The sequence below is a fragment of the Enterobacter cloacae complex sp. P2B genome (assembly GCF_014895985.1).
GTDB classification, from domain to species: Bacteria; Pseudomonadota; Gammaproteobacteria; order Enterobacterales; family Enterobacteriaceae; genus Enterobacter; species Enterobacter bugandensis.
Window position 1 is genome coordinate 193,120 of the sequence record NZ_JADBQQ010000020.1, and the last position, 21,007, is coordinate 214,126.

Annotated in this window: 23 protein-coding genes; all 23 read left to right on the top strand. The window is 54.6% G+C overall.

Features of this window, described 5'->3' with window-relative positions:
* The first annotated feature begins 12 nt into the window (after window positions 1-12).
* Window positions 13-228 (top strand): class II holin family protein, encoded by a 216-nt coding sequence (locus IM313_RS18050; protein WP_000286102.1) that lies wholly within the window; start codon window positions 13-15, stop codon window positions 226-228.
* Window positions 228-764, top strand: a complete 537-nt coding sequence (locus tag IM313_RS18055) for a lysozyme (RefSeq protein WP_193045134.1) — start codon at window positions 228-230, stop codon at window positions 762-764. Before IM313_RS18050 ends, IM313_RS18055 begins: the two co-directional genes overlap by 1 nt.
* Window positions 761-1,276: a hypothetical protein gene (locus IM313_RS18060; protein WP_193045110.1), complete on the top strand. Its 516-nt coding sequence runs from the start codon at window positions 761-763 to the stop codon at window positions 1,274-1,276. Before IM313_RS18055 ends, IM313_RS18060 begins: the two co-directional genes overlap by 4 nt.
* Before the next feature lie 110 nt (window positions 1,277-1,386).
* Window positions 1,387-1,929, top strand: coding sequence for a hypothetical protein (locus IM313_RS18065; RefSeq protein WP_097534552.1), 543 nt, complete (start codon window positions 1,387-1,389; stop codon window positions 1,927-1,929).
* Between the two features lie 196 nt (window positions 1,930-2,125).
* The gene (locus IM313_RS18070; RefSeq protein WP_020884621.1) at window positions 2,126-2,614 is read left to right on the top strand and encodes a DUF1441 family protein; all 489 of its coding nucleotides are present in this window, start codon (window positions 2,126-2,128) and stop codon (window positions 2,612-2,614) included.
* The gene (locus tag IM313_RS18075) at window positions 2,614-4,716 is read left to right on the top strand and encodes a phage terminase large subunit family protein (RefSeq protein WP_193045112.1); all 2,103 of its coding nucleotides are present in this window, start codon (window positions 2,614-2,616) and stop codon (window positions 4,714-4,716) included. Before IM313_RS18070 ends, IM313_RS18075 begins: the two co-directional genes overlap by 1 nt.
* Window positions 4,713-4,928, top strand: a complete 216-nt coding sequence (locus tag IM313_RS18080) for a hypothetical protein (protein WP_001704123.1) — start codon at window positions 4,713-4,715, stop codon at window positions 4,926-4,928. Before IM313_RS18075 ends, IM313_RS18080 begins: the two co-directional genes overlap by 4 nt.
* Window positions 4,925-6,424, top strand: a complete 1,500-nt coding sequence (locus IM313_RS18085; protein ID WP_193045114.1) for a phage portal protein — start codon at window positions 4,925-4,927, stop codon at window positions 6,422-6,424. Before IM313_RS18080 ends, IM313_RS18085 begins: the two co-directional genes overlap by 4 nt.
* Entirely contained in the window at window positions 6,351-8,384 is a 2,034-nt protein-coding gene (locus IM313_RS18090; protein ID WP_193045116.1) for a ClpP-like prohead protease/major capsid protein fusion protein, read from the top strand. Before IM313_RS18085 ends, IM313_RS18090 begins: the two co-directional genes overlap by 74 nt.
* Window positions 8,385-8,466: 82 nt before the next feature.
* A complete protein-coding gene (locus IM313_RS18095; RefSeq protein WP_193045118.1) occupies window positions 8,467-8,793 on the top strand; it encodes a DUF2190 family protein in 327 nt (108 codons plus the stop codon).
* Window positions 8,794-8,818: 25 nt separating this feature from the next.
* Window positions 8,819-9,061 (top strand): DNA breaking-rejoining protein, encoded by a 243-nt coding sequence (locus IM313_RS18100; protein ID WP_230852446.1) that lies wholly within the window; start codon window positions 8,819-8,821, stop codon window positions 9,059-9,061.
* A 9-nt stretch (window positions 9,062-9,070) separates the two neighbouring features.
* The gene (locus IM313_RS18105) at window positions 9,071-9,649 is read left to right on the top strand and encodes a phage tail protein (protein WP_193045120.1); all 579 of its coding nucleotides are present in this window, start codon (window positions 9,071-9,073) and stop codon (window positions 9,647-9,649) included.
* Window positions 9,646-10,047 carry a phage minor tail U family protein gene (locus tag IM313_RS18110; RefSeq protein ID WP_001704117.1) on the top strand — a complete coding sequence of 134 codons (402 nt, stop codon included), beginning with the start codon at window positions 9,646-9,648 and terminating at the stop codon, window positions 10,045-10,047. The genes IM313_RS18105 and IM313_RS18110 overlap by 4 nt, the downstream gene beginning before the upstream one ends.
* A gap of 9 nt (window positions 10,048-10,056) precedes the next feature.
* Window positions 10,057-10,800: a phage tail protein gene (locus tag IM313_RS18115; RefSeq protein WP_193045122.1), complete on the top strand. Its 744-nt coding sequence runs from the start codon at window positions 10,057-10,059 to the stop codon at window positions 10,798-10,800.
* 10 nt (window positions 10,801-10,810) lie between these two features.
* Window positions 10,811-11,242 (top strand): phage tail assembly chaperone G, encoded by a 432-nt coding sequence (gene gpG, locus IM313_RS18120; RefSeq protein ID WP_193045124.1) that lies wholly within the window; start codon window positions 10,811-10,813, stop codon window positions 11,240-11,242.
* Between the two features lie 50 nt (window positions 11,243-11,292).
* Window positions 11,293-11,565: a phage tail assembly protein T gene (locus IM313_RS18125; RefSeq protein ID WP_010429901.1), complete on the top strand. Its 273-nt coding sequence runs from the start codon at window positions 11,293-11,295 to the stop codon at window positions 11,563-11,565.
* Window positions 11,549-14,686, top strand: a complete 3,138-nt coding sequence (locus IM313_RS18130) for a phage tail tape measure protein (RefSeq protein WP_193045126.1) — start codon at window positions 11,549-11,551, stop codon at window positions 14,684-14,686. The genes IM313_RS18125 and IM313_RS18130 overlap by 17 nt, the downstream gene beginning before the upstream one ends.
* Entirely contained in the window at window positions 14,683-15,021 is a 339-nt protein-coding gene (locus IM313_RS18135; RefSeq protein WP_032620574.1) for a phage tail protein, read from the top strand. The genes IM313_RS18130 and IM313_RS18135 overlap by 4 nt, the downstream gene beginning before the upstream one ends.
* A 55-nt stretch (window positions 15,022-15,076) precedes the next feature.
* Window positions 15,077-15,814 carry a phage minor tail protein L gene (locus tag IM313_RS18140; protein ID WP_016063063.1) on the top strand — a complete coding sequence of 246 codons (738 nt, stop codon included), beginning with the start codon at window positions 15,077-15,079 and terminating at the stop codon, window positions 15,812-15,814.
* A gap of 2 nt (window positions 15,815-15,816) precedes the next feature.
* Window positions 15,817-16,536 (top strand): C40 family peptidase, encoded by a 720-nt coding sequence (locus tag IM313_RS18145; RefSeq protein ID WP_193045128.1) that lies wholly within the window; start codon window positions 15,817-15,819, stop codon window positions 16,534-16,536.
* Window positions 16,529-17,146 carry a tail assembly protein gene (locus IM313_RS18150; RefSeq protein WP_032623287.1) on the top strand — a complete coding sequence of 206 codons (618 nt, stop codon included), beginning with the start codon at window positions 16,529-16,531 and terminating at the stop codon, window positions 17,144-17,146. Before IM313_RS18145 ends, IM313_RS18150 begins: the two co-directional genes overlap by 8 nt.
* Before the next feature lie 84 nt (window positions 17,147-17,230).
* Window positions 17,231-17,710: a hypothetical protein gene (locus IM313_RS18155; RefSeq protein ID WP_128755120.1), complete on the top strand. Its 480-nt coding sequence runs from the start codon at window positions 17,231-17,233 to the stop codon at window positions 17,708-17,710.
* Between the two features lie 64 nt (window positions 17,711-17,774).
* Window positions 17,775-21,007 (top strand): host specificity protein J (locus IM313_RS18160; RefSeq protein ID WP_193056103.1); only part of this gene is annotated, 3,233 nt, incomplete at its 3' end.

Below are 21,007 nucleotides of genomic sequence, written 5' to 3' on the forward strand. Positions count from 1 at the left end.
CGAGGTGAGAGCATGTATCGAATGGAAAAAATCACGACGGGTATTGCATACGGCGCATCAGGAGGGGGGACCGGATACTGGTTGCTTCAGCTCCTCGATAAAGTCTCCCCATCTCAATGGGCGGCCATTGGTGTGCTCGGTAGCCTCATGTTTGGTTTGCTGACGTGGTTAACGAGTCTGTACTTCCAAATCAAAGCGGATCGCCGCAAAGCTGCGCGGGGTGAATGATGTCGAACAAAGCAAAGCTCAGCGCAGCAGTGCTGGCGCTAATCGCGTCAGGGGCATCTGCTCCACTCATTTTCGACCAATTTATCAGCGAGAAAGAAGGCAATGCGCTGGTGGCCGTTGTTGATCCGGGTGGGGTCTGGTCTCTATGTCACGGCGTGACCGTTATCAATGGCAGGCGTGTTGTTAAGGGCATGACGGCCACTGAGGAACAATGCCGGAAGGTTAACGCTATTGAACGCGATAAGGCATTAGCCTGGGTTGATCGCAATATCAAAGTGCCTCTGACAGAGCCACAGAAGGTGGGTATCGCATCCTTCTGCCCGTATAACATCGGCCCCGGTAAATGCTTCCCATCGACCTTCTATAAGCGCATCAACGCAGGTGACCGCATCGGTGCATGCGAGGCAATCCGCTGGTGGATTAAAGACGGTGGGCGTGATTGTCGACTAACCAAAGGGCAGAAGAATGGCTGCTATGGGCAGGTCGAGCGGCGCGATCAGGAAAGTGCGCTGGCGTGCTGGGGGTTGGATCAATGAAAATAAATCCGGGTCTTATCGGCGTTCTCGTTATAGCTGGCCTGTCAGTCGTCCTCGTTAAGAGCTGCTCAGACGCCAGCAGCCTTCAGAGCGAAAACGACGTTCTGCGAAGTGACAACTCTTTGCAGGGGCAGGTGATCGCCTCACAAGCACTCAACTTCAATCGGTTCAATCAGGTTGCCGAACATGCCAACAGGCTTAACTCCCTGATCGACACCAGCACTGAAGAAACCGTTATCGAATACCGGGAGATTCTCCGTCGTGAAAAAACATGTGATCTGCCTGTTCCTGCTGACATTGCTGGTGGGCTGCTCGAATACGCGCACCGTTTACGTGCCAGCGCCTTGCACACCGATACCGGCGGACCTGACGCAGCCGATGATCGTACCGCTGCCGCCAACACAATAACGTACTGCCAGGCTGTGCTCTGGATTAAACCGCTGCTGGCCGTTATTGAAAAGGGTAACAATAATTTGGAGGGCATCAGGCAGATTGAGAAGGAGCGTCAATGATACTTATCCCATCCAACGGATAATTGTTCTCTTTTTGCAGGTAGGAGAGATTATCACTAGGTGCTAGTGAGTCGCCTTTCTTATACACTCACTCAAAAAGTGAGGAATCTATGGATGAGAAAGTGATGGCTATAGCCACCCTCAATGCTGCTCGAGATGCGGCTGACTGGGCGTTTTGGTCTATGATAGGAACTTGGTTTGCTGGTGTAGCAACCTTTTTAGCAGTTCTAACTTCTCTTTATATAGCTTTTAGGGATAAAAAGTCCTTTATCGGGGGGAAGGTAAGGCTTGGACATATATTTTCTGATGTCGACGATAAATCAGTTGTAGCTATATCGGTAGTTAATCGTTCTCTTCATGCAGTTAAATTGAAATCAATTTTCTGGGAAGTTAATGGTGATTATGAATTTCAGCAGTTATTTAGAAATCCAGCATCTGATCCGCTTCCAATTCGCTTGGAACATGGCGATGAAGCTCATTATCGAATAATTCTTAACGAAGATGATGATTGGCTAAAAAGAATTGCTATGAGAATAAGTAAGGTGAATTCATCACCTGAAAGGCTACGTTGCGTTGTTGCGCTTTCTACTGGCGAGAGGGTGCGTTTAAAAATAGATAAGCGTATAAAAAGTAAGATAAAACAATTCATGTAACTACATTGAAAGGTCGCTCAAGCGGCCTTTTTTCTTATGGGTCCTCCCGGCAGGGTGGCCTGCCACGGGGCGGCGCGCTCGCGGGAAACGGCTAGTTTTTCGGATCCAGGGTCATCATCATCATGTGCATAGGTCTTTGATTTAATTAGAGGCCATTTTCGCAAGATGTCGAATCGTTCAAAAAGTGTTCACCATCATGGACCAGGAAATTGCCACTTTAAAACTCAATATCAACCAGCTGGCAGGGATAACCGGCGTACACCGTCAGACGGTTGCCGCGAGACTGAAAAATGTTGAACCTGCTCCAGGCAGCAACAGCAAGTTAAAGCTCTATCTGGTGACCGACATTCTGACCGAACTGATGATCCCTACCGTTTCGGCCAACATCGATGATATGCCCCCCTCTGACAGGCTGTCCCACTGGAAAGCAGAGAATGAGAGGCTGAAGTTCGAACAGGATACGGGGCAGTTAATACCCGCAGATGAAGTGGCGCGAGAATTCTCATTGATGGCGAAAGCCGTCGTCATGGTACTTGAAACCCTCCCGGATGTGCTCGAGCGCGACTGTGCTTTAACGCCTGCTGCGGTAGTTCGTGTGCAAAGCGTTATTGATGATCTGCGCGACCAGATGGCGGAGAGGGTGCAGGACGCTGAAAAAGAGGAGGAAGAGCCTGAGGAGGACTGATGGCAAAGCGGGCATCCGCCAGGGACATCCGCCGCGATGTCTCCGATATTTTACGAGCCCCGCGTCGTATGCCGGTGGCCGATGCGGTCAGTACTTATATGCGCGTGCCAATGGGGGCGGGAAACTCAGTTCCATGGGATCCGGATCTGGCACCCTATGTGATTGAGCCGATGAACTGCCTGGCATCGCGTGAATACGACGCGGTGGTGTTTGTGGGCCCGGCGCGAACGGGTAAAACCATCGGGCTGATTGACGGCTGGATTGTTTATAACATTGTCTGCGATCCGGCAGATATGCTTGTGATTCAGGTATCTGAGGAAAAAGCGCGCGAGCATTCCAAAAAACGCCTGGACCGTACTTTTCGCTGTAGCCCTGAAGTTAAAACCCGGCTAAGCCCAAGACGTAACGATAACAACGTCTACGACCGTACATTCCGCGCCGGTAACTATCTGAAGCTTGGCTGGCCATCCGTCAATATCATGTCGTCCTCGGACTATAAGAGTGTGGCGCTGACGGATTATGACCGCTTTCCGGAAGATATCGACGGGGAGGGGGATGCTTTTTCACTGGCATCGAAGCGTACCACGACATTCATGTCCTCCGGGATGACGCTTGTTGAGAGCTCGCCCGGGCGGGATATCAGAGACACAAAATGGCGGCGCTCCACGCCCCATGAAGCCCCTCCGACCACCGGAATTTTATCGCTCTATAACCGTGGTGACCGCCGTCGTCTTTACTGGCCATGCCCGCATTGCGGCGAATATTTCCAGCCGGAAATGGACAATATGACCGGATACCGCGACAGCAGCGATCCTGTGCTTGCCAGCGAAGCGGCGTTTCTTCAGTGCCCTGCCTGTAAAGGCAGGATCACACCGGACATGAAGCGTGCGCTGAACATGAAATGTGTCTGGCTCCGGGACGGGCAAACCATCGACAGTAAAGGCCATGTTAGCGGTGATGGCCGTCGTTCCCGTATTGCCTCCTTCTGGATGGAAGGTCCGGCAGCTGCTTACCAGACCTGGGCGCAGCTTATTTATAAGTTCCTGACCGCAGAGCAGGAATATGAATCCACGCGCAGCGAAGAAACCCTGAAGACGGTGATCAACACCGATTTCGGCAGGCCCTATTTGCCGCGGGCCAGCATGGAGCAACGTAAAAGTGAATTGCTTGAGCAGCGTGCCGAAGAAGTCCCAAAACGCTCGGTACCGGACGGCGTGCAGTTTCTCACTGCGACCGTGGACGTGCAGGCCGGGCGCAACCGGCGCTTTGTTGTGCAGATTACGGGCTATGGAAGTATGGGTGAGCGCTGGATAGTTGACCGTTACAACATCCGGCATTCGCTGCGCTGCGACGGCAACGGGGAAAGCATTCAGGTGGACCCGGCGAGCTATCCGGAAGACTGGGATCTTTTACTCACCGACGTCTTTGATAAAACGTGGCCACTCGCAACTGACCCGTCAAAGGGCATGCGGCTGATGTCGATGGCCGTCGACTCAGGGGGCGAAGATGGCGTGACGGATAATGCCTACAAGTTCTGGCGCAGATGTCGCCGTGAGGGGCTGGGTAAGCGTATCTATCTCTTCAAGGGGGACAGCGTCAGGCGCAGCAAACTTATCCAGCGAACGTTTCCAGACAACACGGGCAGATCAACGCGCCGCGCACAGGCGACGGGTGATGTGCCTCTTTATCTTCTCCAGACCGATGCCCTTAAAGACCGGGTGAATAATGCGCTGTGGCGTGATTCACCCGGTCCTGGCTATGTGCATTTCCCCGCCTGGCTGGGCAGTTGGTTCTATGACGAACTTACGTATGAGGAACGCTCGAATGAAGGGAAATGGAGTAAGCCCGGCCGGGGCGCAAACGAAGCATTTGACCTGCTCGTTTATGCCGACGCGCTCGCCATTCTTAGTGGTTACGAAAAAATCAAATGGCCGTCTGCTCCTGAGTGGGCACGGCGGGAAACGTGGATCGAGGAGACGCAGACGGAAGCTGGCGAAATGCCATCCCCGCCGCCTGCGCCGAAATCTAAATCAAAACCAAAACGTGAAAAGCCCGTAACCGAGCAGGCTAATCCGTGGTCTTCGTCAGGAGGTTGGGTGTGAATCCAGCAGATATTCAAAACATGATCGACCGCTACGCTGCAGCCGAGCTGTCTGTTCTGGAGGGGAAATCAATCACTTTCAACGGGCAGCAGATGACGCTCGAAAACCTGTCGGAAATCAGAAAAGGCCGTCAGGAATGGGAGCGACGACTGGCAACGCTCAATAACAAACGCCGCGGGCGACCCGGCTACAGGCTGGCGAGGTTTGGATGAGTTTTTTAGATGATGCGATTGGCCTGTTTTCACCAGGCTGGAAAGCCTCACGCCTGCGTGCCCGTGCGGTTATTAAGGCGTATGAGGCGGTAAAGCAAACGCGTACCCATAAAGCCCAGAAGGAAAATCGTTCAGCCGATCAGCTCAGCCAGATGGGGGCGGTTTCACTGAGGCAGCAGGCGCGCTGGCTGGACAACAACCACGATCTGGTGATTGGCGTTTTCGACAAGCTGGAAGAAAGGGTGGTGGGTGCGAAGGGCATCATAGTTGAACCGCATCCGATGCTGAGTAACGGGAAGATCGCTAAAAAGCTGGCCACTGATATCCGCAGAAAGTGGGGCGAATGGTCCGTAAGACCCGATGTTACAACCCAGTTTACCCGCCCCATGCTGGAGCGGCTGATGCTTCGAACGTGGCTCCGGGACGGTGAGGTATTTGCTCAGCTGGTTCGCGGTACCGGAAATGGTCTTCAGCCGGTTGCTGGCGTGCCGTTCTGGCTGGAAGCGCTGGAGCCGGACTTCGTGCCGATGAACAGCGATGCCGCTACCCAGCTCAATCAGGGCGTTTTTGTCGATAGCTGGGGGCGCCCGAAAAAATATCAGGTTTATAAAAGCCTGCCAGTATCCGGGCGTCAGTTTGATACCAAAGAGATAGATGCAGAGAACATGCTGCATCTCAAATTCACACGACGCCTGCACCAGACCCGCGGAACGTCTCTTTTGTCAGGTGTTCTGATGCGTCTGAGCGCGCTGAAAGAGTACGAGGACTCGGAGCTTACCGCTGCCAGAATTGCTGCGGCACTCGGCATGTATATCAAAAAAGGCGACGGACAGAGCTTCGATTCTGATTCCGGCAGCGATGACCGCGAGCTGATGATCCAGCCCGGTATGCTCTATGACGAACTGCAGGCCGGGGAAGAAATCGGGATGATTAAATCCGATCGCCCGAACCCTAACCTCGAGTCGTTTCGTAACGGACAGCTGCGTGCCGTGTCCGCCGGCAGTCGCCTCAGCTTTTCCAGCACATCCAGAAACTACAACGGAACGTACAGTGCCCAGCGGCAGGAGCTTGTCGAGTCAACCGACGGATATCTGATTCTTCAGGACTGGTTCATCGGTTCAGTGACCCGGCCCATGTACCGGGCCTGGCTGAAGATGGCTATTGCTGCCGGAGAAATCAAGCTGCCGAGAGGCATCGATATGGACTCGCTTTATAACGCGGTTTATTCGGGGCCCGTTATGCCGTGGATTGATCCCGTTAAAGAAGCGAATGCCTGGAAAACGCAGATCCGCGGCGGTGCTGCTACTGAATCCGACTGGATACGTGCCAGCGGTCGCAACCCGGATGATGTTAAGTCACGCCGTAAAGCGGAGGTTGACGAGAACCGTGAACAGGGCCTGGTGTTTGACACCGACCCCGCCAATGATAAAGGAGGCACCAGTGCCGAAGCCAAAGAACCGGGCGCGCCACCGTCCGAAAGCCAGCGCAAAAAGTAATTCGTGGTTCCGCATGCAGGCCAGCAATAACAGCGAGGCCGACATTTTTATTTATGACGAAATCGGGTACTGGGGCGTAACGGCGAAACAGTTCGTCAATGATCTCCGGGCACTTGGGGACGTCACCCACATCAACCTTTATATCAACTCGCCCGGTGGTGATGTCTTCGACGGTATTGCTATTTATAACGCGCTGAAGCACCACGGCGCGGCGATTACCGTGCATATCGACGGTCTGGCGGCCTCCATGGCCTCGGTGATTGCGATGGTAGGCAATCCGGTCATCATGCCTGAAAACACGATGATGATGATCCATAAGCCCTGGGGGTTTGCTGGTGGTGACGCGAGCGATATGCGCGACTATGCGGATCTTCTCGACAAGGTTGAATCCGTTCTTATCCCGGCTTATGCGCAGAAAACCGGAAAATCCACCGAAGAAATTGCGGCAATGCTGGAGGACGAAACCTGGATGAACGGCAGCGAGTGCCTTGAACTGGGTTTTGCCGACCAGGTGACACCATCCCTTCAGGCTATGGCCTGTATTCATTCAAAACGTATTGAGGAATTTGAAAAAATGCCAAAAAGCATTCGCAACATGATCACCCCGCCGCGCAACACTACCCAGCGTGACCCGGTTATTACCCAGCCTCAGGCACCGCAGGCAAAAACAGACCCGGCACCGGATGAAAATGCGATCCGCGCGCAGGTGTTGGCTGAGCAGAAAGCCCGTGTTAACGCTATCGGCGATCTCTTTGCCATGTTCGGCAATAAGCACATGGATCTGCAAAATCAGTGTGTGGCCGACCCTGATTGTTCCGTCGATAAGGCGAAAGATTTGCTGCTGGCAGAACTCGGTAAAACGGCCACGCCGTCCAATAAAACCACCCAGCCGCATATTCATGCGGGCAACGGTAACTTCGTCGCGGATGGTATTCGCCAGGCACTGATGGCGCGTGCCGGGTTCGAAGGTCAGGAGCGGGATAACGTTTATAACGGTATGACGCTGCGCGAGTATGCGCGTATGGCCCTGACAGAAAAAGGTATCGGCGTGGCCAGCTACAACCCGATGCAGATGGTTGGCCTGGCGCTGACCCACAGCACCTCTGACTTTGGCAACATTCTGCTTGATGTTGCGAACAAAGCGCTGATTCAGGGCTGGGACGAGGCACAGGAAACCTTCGAACAGTGGACCAAAAAAGGCCAGCTGTCGGACTTCAAAACGGCGCATCGTGTAGGCATGGGTGGTTTCCCTTCTCTGCGACAGGTTCGCGAAGGGGCTGAGTACAAGTACATCACTACCAGTGACAAAGGCGAAACCATCGCGCTTGCCACGTATGGTGAAATCTTCTCAGTAACCCGCCAGGCAATCATCAACGACGATCTGAACCAGCTTACCGACGTACCGATGAAGATGGGGCGCGCGGCGAAAGCAACGATTGGCGATCTGGTTTACGCCATTCTGACCAAAAACCCGAAACTCTCAGACGGAAAGGCGCTGTTCCATGCCGATCACAAGAACCTGAGCTCGGGCGCAATTTCTGTGGCCAGCCTGGACGAATCGCGCAAGTTGATGCGTCTGCAGAAGGAGGGGGAGCGAACCCTTAATATCCGTCCGGCCTACATGCTGGTGCCCGTCGCTCTGGAAACTCTGGCAAATCAGACCATCAAGTCGGCCAGTGTTAAAGGTGCAGACATAAATGCCGGGATCGTTAACCCTATCCAGAACTTTGCAGAAGTCATTGCCGAACCACGCCTGGATGAAGCTGATGCAAAAGCCTGGTATCTGGCTGCCGCGAAGGGCACCGACACCATCGAGGTCGCTTATCTCAACGGCGTCGACACGCCATACATCGATCAGCAGGAAGGCTTCACCACTGATGGTATCGCCACGAAAGTGCGTATTGATGCAGGTGTGGCGCCGCTGGACTATCGCGGCATGACCAAATCCTCTGGTCAGTAAAAAACAGTCCTGACAAACAGACGCCCGTAAGGGCTTTTTTTATACCTGAAACCAGCCCCGCAAGGGGCTGAATGGAGAAGTTATGGCTAAGAACTATGCGCAGGACGGGAAAACGATCCCTCTGGTAAACAGTGGTGCAACCGATGTTCACAGCGGCGACCCGGTTGTTGTTGGAAAACTTATCGCGGTTGCAATTACCGTTATCCCGGCTGGCGATACCGGGGACGGTTTTACTGAGGGGGTTTTCCTCCTGCCAAAAGTTTCCGCAGATGCGGTTACTGCCGGGGCGCAGGTGTATCTGAAGGACGGCAAAATCACGATCGAAGAAACGGACGCTGTTGCCGCCGGCATCGCCTGGGAAGATGCAGGGGCAAACACCACCGTTGTCGAAGTTAAGATCAATGCCTAACCCCTTTGACCGGATGGCGGCACGCATGGACGCGGCCACCATAAAAAAGATGGGAAAGACAGCGATCATAAATGGCAGCAGCTATGACGTTGTTCCCGCAGAGCAGCTCGAGGAAATGGGGCCATTGTCGGGAACGGGTACTTCTCTGGTAGTTTTCTCTGAGCTTTACCAGCCACGCCGAAACGACAGCGTCGATTACGACGGTAAGAACCTGACCGTTACCCGCTATGACATGTTCAACGGAAAACCCCGCATCCATCTCGAATGAGGAGGCGCTATGTCTGTGAAAGGACTGGAAAGGGCTATTCAGAACCTGAACAGCCTCAGCCGGTTAATCGTTCCTGAGGCAACCGCAAAAGCACTTAACCGGGTGGCCAGCAGAACGATAAGCCAGGGGAGCAAAGCTGTAGCGAAAGAGGCAAAGGTGGATGATAACCGGAAAAAGGGGCTTCCGGTTCGTCTGGTCCGCCAGCGTTCCCGTCTGCGCAAGGCCCGTCACGATCGCCCGGTCGCGTCGATAAAAATCAACCGCGGTAATCTTCCTGCGATAAAGCTCGGCACGGCGCGCGTCCGGCTCTCGCGTAAAAAAGGGGCCAGAAACGGAGCGGGTAGCGTCCTCAAAATCGGACCCTATACCTTTCGTAACGCTTTTATTCAACAGCTTGCGAACGGGCGCTGGCAGGTCATGCGGCGCGTAGGTCAGGCCCGTTATCCGATTGAAGTGGTCAAAGTTCCTCTTGAGACACCGCTCACCCTGGCATTCACCGCTATTTCAAAGCGCCTTATTGAAAGCGATATGCCTAAAGAACTTTCCGCAGCCCTGAAAAACCAACTGAGGATCCACCTGAAGCGATGAACAGACACAGCGCAATTCGTGCAGCCATTCTGGCAAAACTGAAAGCCGAGATCACCGACACGGTCACCTGGTTTGACGGGCGCCCTGTTTTTCTTGAAGAGCAGGATCTCCCTGCCGTGGCTGTATACCTTTCTGACGCGGAGTACACCGGCGATTCGCTTGACGAAGATTCGTGGCAGGCGGTTGTTCACATCGAGGTATTTCTTAAAGCCTCCAGCCCCGACAGCGCGCTTGATTCCTGGATGGAAGAGAAAGTGTATCCGGCAATGGCCTTCATCCCGGGCCTGACCGAACTGGTCGAGACGTTCACCCCGCAGGGTTATGACTATCAGCGGGATGATGAAATGGCCACCTGGGGTTCAGTCGATTTCACGTACTTAATCACCTATTCAATTTAAGAGGTACTTATGCCTACTCCAAACCCGCTGGCCCCCGTGAAAGGTGCCGGTACCACCCTCTGGCTTTACACCGGAACAGGCAACGCTTTCGCTAACCCACTCTCGGATATCGACTGGAACCGCCTGGCGAAAATTAAAGAGCTGACGCCGGGCGAAATGACCGCCGAATCGTATGACGACACTTACCTCGACGACGAGGATGCCGACTGGAACGCGACGGCCCAGGGGGCAAAATCTGCTGGCGATACCTCGTTCACCCTCGCCTGGAAGCCGGGCGAAGAAGGGCAAAAAGACCTGGTCGCATGGTTTATTGATGGCTCAGTACGCTATTACAAAATCAAATACCCGAACGGTACCGTAGACGTTTTCCGCGGCTGGTGCAGCAGCCTGGGTAAAGCCATTCCGGCAAAAGAGGTCATTACCCGTACAGCGAAAATCACCAATACCGGCAAGCCGGAACTGGCAGAAGAAAGCGGGACCCCGAATATCCCCGTGACCGGCGTTACGCTCGATAAAGCCACGGCAAGCGTGGCCGTCGGCGCAACCACAATGCTCAATGTGACGGTTAACCCTGCCAGTGCCTCAGATACCTCGTTCCGCGTGGCAACCTCCGACGGGGCAAAAGCAACGGTCACCGTTAGCGGCAACGCGATCACCGTCACCGGCGTGGCGGCAGGCACCGCTGACGTTATTGTTATGACCAGCGACGGTAATTTCGTTGCGGTCTGCAAAGTCACCGTAACTGCAGCGTAAGGAAGGACGCATGTTTCTGAAAAAAGAGAAGTTCACCTGGCAAACAGAATCCCTGACCATCTTCGAGCTGTCGGCGCTGCAGCGTATTGAGTACATCACGTTTATGGCCGCAGAGGAAAAGGCCGTCAGTGCTGACAGCGACGGCATCAGCGATCAGGAAATGACGGCCAGGCTGATAGGCTCAAATATTCGCTGCGGTGCGCGTTTGATTGCGATGTCTTTGTGGCATAACGATCCGGCTGGCGCGGATGTGGAAACGCTTTATCAGCAGGTGCTTAGCGGCTGGCCGCCAGAGGCGATCGGTAAAGCAGAAATGGAAATAAAGCTGCTCTCCGGCATGCTCGTTCCGGTTGAGGATGACAACGTTGCCGATCCGGATGCCTCAGCGGAGGCCGAAAGCGCTGAACCCGTTACGGCGGAAAAGCCCTTGCCAGCGAGCTGAAGTTTGTCCTGAATCTGGCGCGCGAGTTCGGGCGACCCGACTGGCGCGCCATGCTGGCTGGAATGACTTCCAGTGAGCTGGGCGACTGGCACCAGTTCTACCGGGAGCATTATTTTCAGGACGCGCAGCTCGATGCGCATTTCTCAGAGCTGCTTTATTCCATCTCCACTCTTTTCTTCCGCGACCCGGAACTTACCCCCGCACATTTCAGCCTGCTTTCTCCTTCCGGTATCGTCATCAGCGATGACGAGCCGGATGATGATGCGCTGATGGCCGCAGCTGAGGGGATAACAGGAGGTATCCGATATGGCCCAGCAGATTAGCGATCTGGTCATCAACCTTGACGTCGACAGCGCCACGTTTAGTGAGCAGGTTGCCCGCATAAAGGGCCAGCTAACCGGGATGGCTGAGGACTCTGAAAAAGTCCAGACGCGAATGCAGCGCGCTTCCGAGCGGCAGGCGGCTGCGTTTAAAACTGTGGGCGACGCTGGCGCGGCGGCTGCCGCAGATATGAAATCCCGCCAGTCGGCCGCAACGGAAGGGCTGACCAAAGACTGGCAGAACGTTTCCAGGTCCGTTGATGAAACTCACCGCCGCGTGACCGAGCTTAATCAGCGCATGCGTGAGAATGACGGGCAGGCCGCAGCGCTTGCCCGTCGACAGGATGAACTGGCGGCATCATTTTTCCGCCAGATTGACGGCGTTCGCCAGCTCAATGGTGAGACACAGTCGCTTGCGAACGTGCAGGCTCGCTTTCGCGCAGCGAGGGCACAGGGCAACATAACCCAGCAGGATTATCTCGCCCTTATTTCCCGCACCACGGCCCGGCAAAAAGAACTGCAGATCGTGGAGGAAAAATCGGCCGCAGCGCGCACGCGATTCCTCAGCCAGCTGAAGCAACAGGTTGCAGAGCAAAAGCTCTCCGGTACCGAGCTGCTGCGCTTGAAGGCGGCGCAGGTCGGTGCCAGCGATGCGGCTGAGGTCTATATCCGCAAACTTGAAGCTGCCAAAGTGGCCACGCACGGTCTGGGGCTGCAAAGTGCTGCTGCCCGGCAGGAGCTGGGCGTACTTATAGGCGAGGTCATGCGCGGTAACTTCGGTGCACTGCGCGGGTCCGGGATCACGCTGGCGAACCGGGCAGGATGGATAGACCAGCTGCTGTCGCTGCGCGGCCTGGGGATCGCCGGCCTGGTTGGTGGGATTGCCGCGGCGGTATTCGGGCTGGGTAAGGCCTGGTATGACGGCAGCAAAGAGTCTGAGGAATTTAACAGGCAGCTGATCCTGACCGGGAACTACGCGGGGAAAACGTCAGGGCAGCTTCAGGCGCTGGCGCGCTCGCTGGCCGGTAATGGCATCACGCAGCATGCCGCTGCAGGCGTGCTGGCACAGGTCGTTGGAAGCGGCGCGTTCAGCGGGAATGACGTCAGCATGGTCAGCAATGTTGCCGCCAGGCTGCAGCAGGCTACCGGGCAGGCCGTTGACGAAACCATAAATCAGTTTAAACGCCTGAAGGATGATCCGGTTAACGCGGTCGCTACGCTCAACGATTCCCTTCACTTTCTGACGGCCACCCAGTATGAACAGATAGCTTCTGCTCAGGCGCTGGGGGATTCGCAGAAAGCTGCCGAGCTGGCCATGCGGGCATATTCCGACGCGGTCATTCAGCGCGCCGGGGCGGTCGAGGATAATCTTGGCTCCCTCGAAAAGGCCTGGAACTGGGTGAAGAATGCCGCCTCCGGCGCATGGGATGCGATGCTTGGCATAGGGCGTAATCCTGACTCCGCGATGAAGCGCCAGGACTCTTTTGCTGAATGGCAGGCAGCAGAGAAAGAGTACCGCGCGCTGTCCAGCAATCTTAAAGTCGACCCGGATTATGCCGGTAACAACGTTCTGCAGAAAGCTGATGCGGAAAGGTTGAGAAACGCGCGCCAGCAGGTGGAGCTGAAAAAGCAGGCTTACGATCTTGCCGATCAGCAATACGCCCAGGAAGGGCTGGCAGCCGCGCGGGAAAAAATGCGGATGGACCGGCAGGCTCAGGCAATCCGCAGCCAGCAGCAGTTTAATCAGCTGGTGGAGACCGGCGCGACGGCGGCAGAAAAGCGGGCTTCAGCAGAGAAAAAGCTCAGTCAGCTTATTGAGAAAAACCGCCAGGATGCGAAAGACGGTGTCGCCACGCTGTGGACTGAAAAGGACATTGCCGCGGCCCGCGCCGGGATTGAAAAGCAGTTTAAGGACGTAAAAACGCCGAAAGGCAAAAGCTATTCAACGCCCGCCGGAGACAAGGCTGAGGAAAAGGCCCAGGCCGAACTTCTCACCCTTCAGGCCCAGCTTAAAACGCTCGAGCAGCATTCCAGCGTAAACGACGTCATAAGCAAACAGCGTCAGGATCTCTGGCAGACTGAAAATCAGTTCACCGTTCTGCAGGAGGCCGCGGGGCGTCGTCAGCTTACGGCGCAGGAAAAATCCCTGCTTGCGCACAAGGAAGAAACTCTCGAGTACAAGCGGCAGCTGGCCGACCTGGGCGATAAGGTTGCCAGCCAGCAAAAGCTCAACCAGCTGGCCGATCAGGCCGTGAAGTTTGAGCAGCAGCAAAAAGCCGCCAGGGCGGGCCTGCAGGCTCAGTCTGAGGGGGTATCCACCCGGGAAGCAGGGCGACAAACTTCGCTGCAGCGCCTCAACGAAAGCTATTCGTACAACCCTCAGGCGCAGCAAAAGGTTCTTGAAGAGCAAAGGGCAACGTTCGAGGCTGAAGATGCCCTGCGTGCAAACTGGCTGGCCGGAGCGAAACAGGGCTGGGCCGAATATCAGGATTCAGCGACAAACGTTTTCAGCTCTGTTCAGCAGATTTCGCAGGCAACGTTCAGCGGGCTGGCGGGCCAGCTTACCAGCCTGACGACAACCGGGAAGGCGAGCTTCCGGGATTTCACCAGCTCGATCCTTAAAATGATTGTGTCCGTTATCAACCAGCTGCTGGTGGCTTATACCATCCAGAGTGCAATGGGCTGGGTGAGCGGCGGGGCGAAAACATCCTCTGCAGGTCAGTCACTCGCGGTCCCGTCTTACCGACCAAGAGGCTTTGACACAGGCGGGTTTACCGGGCACGGCGGCAAGTACGAGCCAGCCGGTATCGTTCACCGCGGGGAATTCGTCTTCACCAAAGAATCAACCAGCCGCATCGGTGTGGCTAATCTCTATCGCCTGATGCGCGGGTATGCCTCGGGCGGTCTGGTCGGCGGCGGGAGCGCAGCCGGTGCTGGCATGGGCGGGATCAGTGTTTATGCCCCAGTTAGCATCAGCCAGCAGGGGAGTGACGGAAGCATAAATCAGGCGAACGCCACGGGGACGGCGAAACAGCTGCAGGCGATTGTTCAGCAGACAATCACCGAGCGACTGAAAAAAGAAATGTCCGCAGGCGGCGTGCTTTATTCGAGGAGGACACCGTGACAGACACGTTTACCTGGCGCACGAGAAAAACAGCGCAGGGCTCTGAAACAGCCCGAACGCTGCAGGCCCAGTTCGGGGATGGCTACAAACAGATAGCAGGGATGGGGATCAACGACAAACAGGAAACGTGGAATCTGGACTGGACGGGAACCAGACAGGAGGCGGCTGCGCTGCGCGCTTTTCTGATGTCTCACGTTACTAAATCGTTCTGGTGGACCACGCCATGGGGTGAAAAAAAGCTGTTCAGAATGAAAGCTGATTCGTTCAGCGTTTCTTTCCCTACCGGGAAAAAAGCCACTGTGGCCTTCACTTTTGAACAGGCGTTCGCGCCCTGATTTTCTCGACAAACACTGAAAGCTGTCTCCGGGCGGCTTTTTTTATGGGGGGAGTATGAGTTTTACGGCAGACATTCAACAGCTTGAGCCCGGCAGCGTTATTCAGCTGATTGAGATCGACGGCACTGAATTCGGTATGGATCAGGTGCTGCGTTTTCATGCGCACAATATTCAGGAAGAAGGGTGGGCAGCCTTCGCCGCAGAAAATCTGCCCGCCATTATCTGGCAGGGAAACCAGTACGATCCCCATCCCTACGAACTGAAGGGGATGGAGTTGTCGAGTACAGGTTCCCAGCCAACGCCCACGCTGTCCGTCGGGAACGTCGGAAACTATGTCACCGCACTGTGTCTTGAATATGACGATATGGTCAGGGCTAAGGTCAAAATCCATACCACGCTTTCGAAGTATCTCGATGCCGCCAACTGGAAAAACGGTAATCCGGGTGCCAGCCCTGCCGATGAGCGCGTACAGCTCTTTTACGTCAATGCTAAAACCGCAGAGACGCGGGTACAGGTTGATTTCGAGCTGTGTTCTCCTTTCGATATTCAGAGCCTGCAGCTACCGACACGGCAGATTACTCCTGTCTGCACCTGGTGTATGCGGGGCTGGTATCGAAGCGGGACCGGATGCGATTACAACGGCACGAAATACTTTACCAAAGACGGTACGCCGACCGATGACCCGTCGAAAGATGTTTGTGGCGGCCGCCGGCAGGATTGTCAGGATCGTCACGGTCCGGACGCGCCGCTGCCGTTCGGTGGTTTTCCGGCCGCAAACCTGCAGGGTAAATAAAGATGCGTGAAAAATTGCTGGATGCTATCCGTCAGCACGTCGCTGCTGAATACCCCAAAGAAGCCTGCGGTCTGATTGTTCAGTCAGGCCTGCAGCAAATCTATATTCCCTGCCGCAACATTGCAGATAAGCCTGAGGAGACATTCACGCTCTCCCCGGATGATCAGCTCGCTGCGCGCGCGCGCGGTGAGATCATCATGCTCATTCATTCCCATCCGGATGTGGTTCGGCTGGTGCCCTCGGAGCTGGACCGGATCCAGTGCGACTGGTCGGGGATTGAGTGGGGGATCATGTCCTGGCCGGACGGGGATTTTTGTACGATTTCCCCGCGTGAAGACCGGGATTATGCCGGGCGGCAGTGGGTACTGGGTTACGCCGACTGCTGGTCGCTTATCAGTGAATTTTATCTGCGCGAATACGGCATTGTTCTCGGGAACTATTCAGTACCTTACGAATGGTGGGAGAGCGGCAAGGAGCGGCTCTACGACGACAACTGGGAGCGCGAAGGATTTGTTGAGATTGCCGCCGGTGCCATGCAGCCCGGTGACATCATCATGATGAGTGTGCAGGCATCGGTTACTAATCACGCCGCGGTATATGTGGGTGACAACATCATTCTCCATCATCTTTTCGGGCATCTTTCTTCGCGAACGCCTTATGGAAAATATTATCGCGACAGAACGGTCCGGGTGGTCAGGCATAAGGATCGAATGCATGGTTAAGACGCTTATTCTCGAAGGGAAAATGGCTAAAAAATTCGGTAAACGCGTTCAGTTTGATGTTGCCGACTTGCGCGAAATGCTCAGAGCCATGTGTTCACAGGTTCCCGGATTCAAAAAATATATGTCGGAAGCTCACATGAAGGGGATCCGTTTCGCATTTTTTAACGGTGACAACAATATTGGGCTGGAAGAGTTTGATATGACCCGTGGTGGAAACGTGTACCGGATCGTGCCCGTTTATGAAGGGGCCAAAAATTCGGGTGTCCTGCAGATAGTTGTTGGTGCCGTTGCGCTTGTTGCTGCATTCTTTACCGCCGGTGCGAGCATGGCAGCCTGGGGGGCTGCGATGAGTGCAACAGCCATCAGCGCCACGTCAATTTTGACCGGGGTCGGGGTGTCAATGATGCTGGGTGGCGTTGTCCAGATGCTCACACCACAACCATCCTTCGGCGCAGGTAAATCCTCCAGCACGGACAACACGCCTAACTACGCCTTTGGTGCGCCGGTCAATACCGTCGCGATGGGGCACCCAGTCCCCTTGGCCTACGGTCTGATCGAGGCAGGGGGAGCCATAGTCAGCGCCGGTATGTACTCGAGTGATCAGCAATAGTGAAATGCAACCGAACTAGGATGAACGTTACATTGCAGTCACCCTTGGTTATCATGTCCAAAATGATGCCTCAAGGAGATGAAAGTGAAAAAATACGGTTTGGTCTTATTAGGTCTGCTCTTTATTTCAGGCTGTGCCCCACAAAATCAGAACAACAATTTACAGAAGCAATATGCTGACTTAGCAAATTGTCAAGAGGATAACATTACTATGCCCAAACAAATGCCGCATAGTAAAAAGGAGTTTGCGGAGTTTTTATCCAAAGAGGCGCTTAATGCCTCGGCGGATCAGTTTGTTACTCAGAAGCGTATTGAGATTCTGCAATTAGTGGGATGGGATAATTCGGTAGCTGATGCAATAACGACATGTGGCGCTACCAGAAAGAGCAAGCTGAAAGAAATTGGGTCGAATGTGTTTGAAACAATGAAAGCCAATACTAAAGACACAGAGGAACGCCGTGCTCTTGTTGAGGCTTATAGTTCGTGGGAAGCTTATGTAACCAGCCAAACACCACTCGCAAAACAGGACTTTGACTCAAAAGTTAGTTATTACAAAAACATGTAATAAGACGCCATCATTAACACAAACAAATAACCCAGCTCAGGCTGGGTTTTTTAATGGGGTAAAAATGCAACTTCTCCATGGTGAAACCATCATAAAGGGTGCAAAAGGCGGTGGTGGCAGCGCGCATACTCCGGTTGAGCAACCTGACGATCTGCTGTCGGTCGCAAAATTAAAAATGCTCATTGCCGTTTCTGAGGGAGAAATACAGGGCGACCTGACCGCTCAGGATATTTTTCTCAACGATACGCCGCTGGCGAACGACAGCGGGGAATACAACTTCAGCGGCGTGAAATGGGAGTTCCGCAAGGGCACACAGGACCAGACCTATATTGCCGGGATGCCCCAGGTCGATAACGAGCTGGCGGTGGGCACAACTGTCACCACCACCGCGCCCTGGACGCGCCAGTTTACCAATCTTTCCCTGGATGCCATCCGCATCAAGCTCAGCCTTCCGGTCCAGTATCTCTATAAAGATAACGGCGATATGGTGGGCACGGTCACCGAGTATGCGATCGATTTATCAACGGACGGCGGCGCCTGGAAAACGGTTGTAAACGGCAAGTTTGACGGAAAGACCACGACGGAATATCAGCGTGACCATCGTATCGATCTGCCAAAATCCACGTCCGGCTGGTCTGTCAGGGTCAGGCGTATTACGGCTGATGCTAGCGGATCAAATTCGAAACTGGTTAACGCCTTCAAGGTGTTTTCGTATGCGGAAGTCATCGACAGCAAGCTTCGTTATCCTTTAACCGCGCTACTGTATGTCGAAGTGGACAGCAGCCAGTTCAACGGCAGCGCGCCGAAAGTGACCTGTAAGATAAAAGGCAAGCTGATTAAGGTTCCGGATAATTACGATCCGACAACCCGAACCTATTCTGGCTCATGGTCCGGCGGGTTCAAAATGGCCTGGTCCAATAACCCCGCCTGGATATTTTACGATCTGGTTCTTGATGAAATTTACGGCATGGGCACGCGCGTGGATGCGTCCATGGTGGATAAGTGGGCGCTGTATTCAATCGCCCAGTACTGTGACGAAATGGTTTCCGACGGGGCCGGTGGCACCGAACCGCGTTTCACCTGCAACGTTTTCATTCAGAGTCAGGAGGACGCCTGGCAGGTACTTAACGATCTCGCCGCGGTATTTCGTGGAATAACGTTCTGGGGCAACGATCAGATTTATGTCCAGGCAGACGTCCCGCAGGACGATGTTGACTGGGTTTATAACGTCTCAAACGTTATCGATGGGCTGTTTACTTATGCTGGCGGCTCATACAAAAATCGCTACAGCTCCTGCCTGGTGTCCTGGTCCGATCCGCAGAACCATTACAGCGATACCGTTGAGGGGGTCTATGATTCGGCGCTTGTAGAACGTTACGACGTCCGGCAGACGTCCCTGACCGCAATCGGCTGCACCTCGCAAAGTGAAGCGCACCGACGCGGTCGCTGGGTATTGCTCTCTAATGCCAAAGACGGGACCGTATCGTTTGGCGTGGGGCTGGACGGTTATATCCCTTTGCCCGCTGAAATTATCGGTGTCGCCGATCCTTTCCGTTCTGGTAAGGAGAACGGGGGGCGCATAAGCGCGGTCAACGGCCGCCAGATTACCCTTGATCGAGAAATAGACTACGCGGCGAAAGACCGGCTGGTGGTTAACCTTCCCGACGGAAAAGCCCAGACGCGGACAATCAGCGCGGTGAGCGCCGATAAAAAAACGGTTACGGTGGCTACGGCATTCAGTCAGGTTCCTGTGGCGGGCGCTGTCTGGGCGATAGATAGTGATAACCTCGCAATACAGTACTTCAGGGTCACCTCAATCTCGGCTAACGACGACAGCACAGGCGGTTTCACTATTACGGCCGTTCAGCACGATCCAAACAAATACCGTTACATCGATGACGGCGTTCGGGTAGAGTCGCCCCCGATCACCGTCACGCCGATAAGCGTCCTGTCTGCTCCGAAGAATATCGTGGTGACTGAGAGCGATCATGTGTCTCAGGGGCTGACTGTCGCAAGCCTGGACGTGTCATGGGATAAGGTAGAGGGTGCAATCCGGTACGTTGCCCAGTGGCGTAAGGACAACGGGGACTGGATAAACGTTCCTGTTACCAGCGCGCAGGGTTTCTCGGTTCAGGGCATTTATTCGGGCAGCTATGACGTGCGCGTCCGGGCGCTGAATGCGCAGGATACGTCGTCACCATGGGGATACGGTGAAACAACTTATCTCTCCGGTAAAACGGGCAAACCGGGTACTCCGCTCAACTTCCTGGCGACCGAAGATGTGGTCTGGCATATCGACCTGACCTGGAAATTTCCGGATGGCTCAGGCGACACGGCCTATACAGAAATTCAGCGCGCCACAACTGCCGACTACGCCAATCCTGAACTGCTGGTCCTAGTGCCGTACCCGGCTGCAGATTATCAGCATGGCCCCATGCCTGCCGGCGTTCGCCAGTGGTACCGCGCGCGCCTTATTGACCGTATCGGTAACGCCGGGGACTGGACCGACTGGGTCATGGGCACGTCCTCGATAGATGTCAGCGAAATAACCAATGACATTCTGGAGGACATGAAAGATTCCGACACGTTCAAAGACCTGATCGAGAACGCTGTGGACAGCAACGAAAAAGTTGCAGGCATGGCGGATGACATCAAAAAGCATGCCGACGAACTCGAGCAGCAGGCGAAAGATATCCAGGAAAACGCTGACGGGCTGGCGCAGGCCGAAGTGAAGATAGACGAGATTTCTGTGTCGATGGACGGCATGACAGGAGGTGTGAAGAACTCGGCAATTGCGATAATCCAGGCCAACCTCGCTCAGGTGGCCACGCGTAAAACCCTGTCGGCATCGGTTGCCGGTAACAGCGCGCAGCTGGACCGCATTGATGAGGTGATCGTCAATGACAGGGAGGCAACGGCACGTGCATTGCTGAGCTTGCAGACGAGCGTCAACGGTAATACGGCATCCATCAACAGCCTGAGCCAGACGGTTTCGAATTATCAGCAGGCCACGGCGACGCAGATAAACGCCATCACTGCGACCATAAACGGTAATACGGCGGCGATAACAACGAACGCCCAGGCCATTGCGAACGTAAACGGCCAACTCAGCGCGATGTACAACATCAAGGTTGGGGTAACGAGCAATGGACAGTATTACGCCGCGGGGATGGGGATCGGTGTGGAGAATACGCCATCAGGGATGCAGTCACAGGTTATCTTCCTGGCCGACCGTTTTGCCGTTACCTCCCAAGCTGGCAGCACTGTTTCTTTGCCATTTGTTATCCAGAACGGGCA

Bases quoted from the DNA above. Each gene is read 5' to 3' on its own strand.
- IM313_RS18050 (WP_000286102.1), top strand. From the start codon at position 13: ATGTATCGAATGGAAAAAATCACGACGGGTATTGCATACGGCGCATCA.
- IM313_RS18055 (WP_193045134.1), top strand. From the start codon at position 228: ATGTCGAACAAAGCAAAGCTCAGCGCAGCAGTGCTGGCGCTAATCGCG.
- IM313_RS18060 (WP_193045110.1), top strand. From the start codon at position 761: ATGAAAATAAATCCGGGTCTTATCGGCGTTCTCGTTATAGCTGGCCTG.
- IM313_RS18065 (WP_097534552.1), top strand. From the start codon at position 1,387: ATGGATGAGAAAGTGATGGCTATAGCCACCCTCAATGCTGCTCGAGAT.
- IM313_RS18070 (WP_020884621.1), top strand. From the start codon at position 2,126: ATGGACCAGGAAATTGCCACTTTAAAACTCAATATCAACCAGCTGGCA.
- IM313_RS18075 (WP_193045112.1), top strand. From the start codon at position 2,614: ATGGCAAAGCGGGCATCCGCCAGGGACATCCGCCGCGATGTCTCCGAT.
- IM313_RS18085 (WP_193045114.1), top strand. From the start codon at position 4,925: ATGAGTTTTTTAGATGATGCGATTGGCCTGTTTTCACCAGGCTGGAAA.
- IM313_RS18090 (WP_193045116.1), top strand. From the start codon at position 6,351: ATGATAAAGGAGGCACCAGTGCCGAAGCCAAAGAACCGGGCGCGCCAC.
- IM313_RS18095 (WP_193045118.1), top strand. From the start codon at position 8,467: ATGGCTAAGAACTATGCGCAGGACGGGAAAACGATCCCTCTGGTAAAC.
- IM313_RS18100 (WP_230852446.1), top strand. From the start codon at position 8,819: ATGGACGCGGCCACCATAAAAAAGATGGGAAAGACAGCGATCATAAAT.
- IM313_RS18105 (WP_193045120.1), top strand. From the start codon at position 9,071: ATGTCTGTGAAAGGACTGGAAAGGGCTATTCAGAACCTGAACAGCCTC.
- IM313_RS18110 (WP_001704117.1), top strand. From the start codon at position 9,646: ATGAACAGACACAGCGCAATTCGTGCAGCCATTCTGGCAAAACTGAAA.
- IM313_RS18115 (WP_193045122.1), top strand. From the start codon at position 10,057: ATGCCTACTCCAAACCCGCTGGCCCCCGTGAAAGGTGCCGGTACCACC.
- gpG (WP_193045124.1), top strand. From the start codon at position 10,811: ATGTTTCTGAAAAAAGAGAAGTTCACCTGGCAAACAGAATCCCTGACC.
- IM313_RS18125 (WP_010429901.1), top strand. From the start codon at position 11,293: ATGCTGGCTGGAATGACTTCCAGTGAGCTGGGCGACTGGCACCAGTTC.
- IM313_RS18130 (WP_193045126.1), top strand. From the start codon at position 11,549: ATGGCCCAGCAGATTAGCGATCTGGTCATCAACCTTGACGTCGACAGC.
- IM313_RS18140 (WP_016063063.1), top strand. From the start codon at position 15,077: ATGAGTTTTACGGCAGACATTCAACAGCTTGAGCCCGGCAGCGTTATT.
- IM313_RS18145 (WP_193045128.1), top strand. From the start codon at position 15,817: ATGCGTGAAAAATTGCTGGATGCTATCCGTCAGCACGTCGCTGCTGAA.
- IM313_RS18150 (WP_032623287.1), top strand. From the start codon at position 16,529: ATGGTTAAGACGCTTATTCTCGAAGGGAAAATGGCTAAAAAATTCGGT.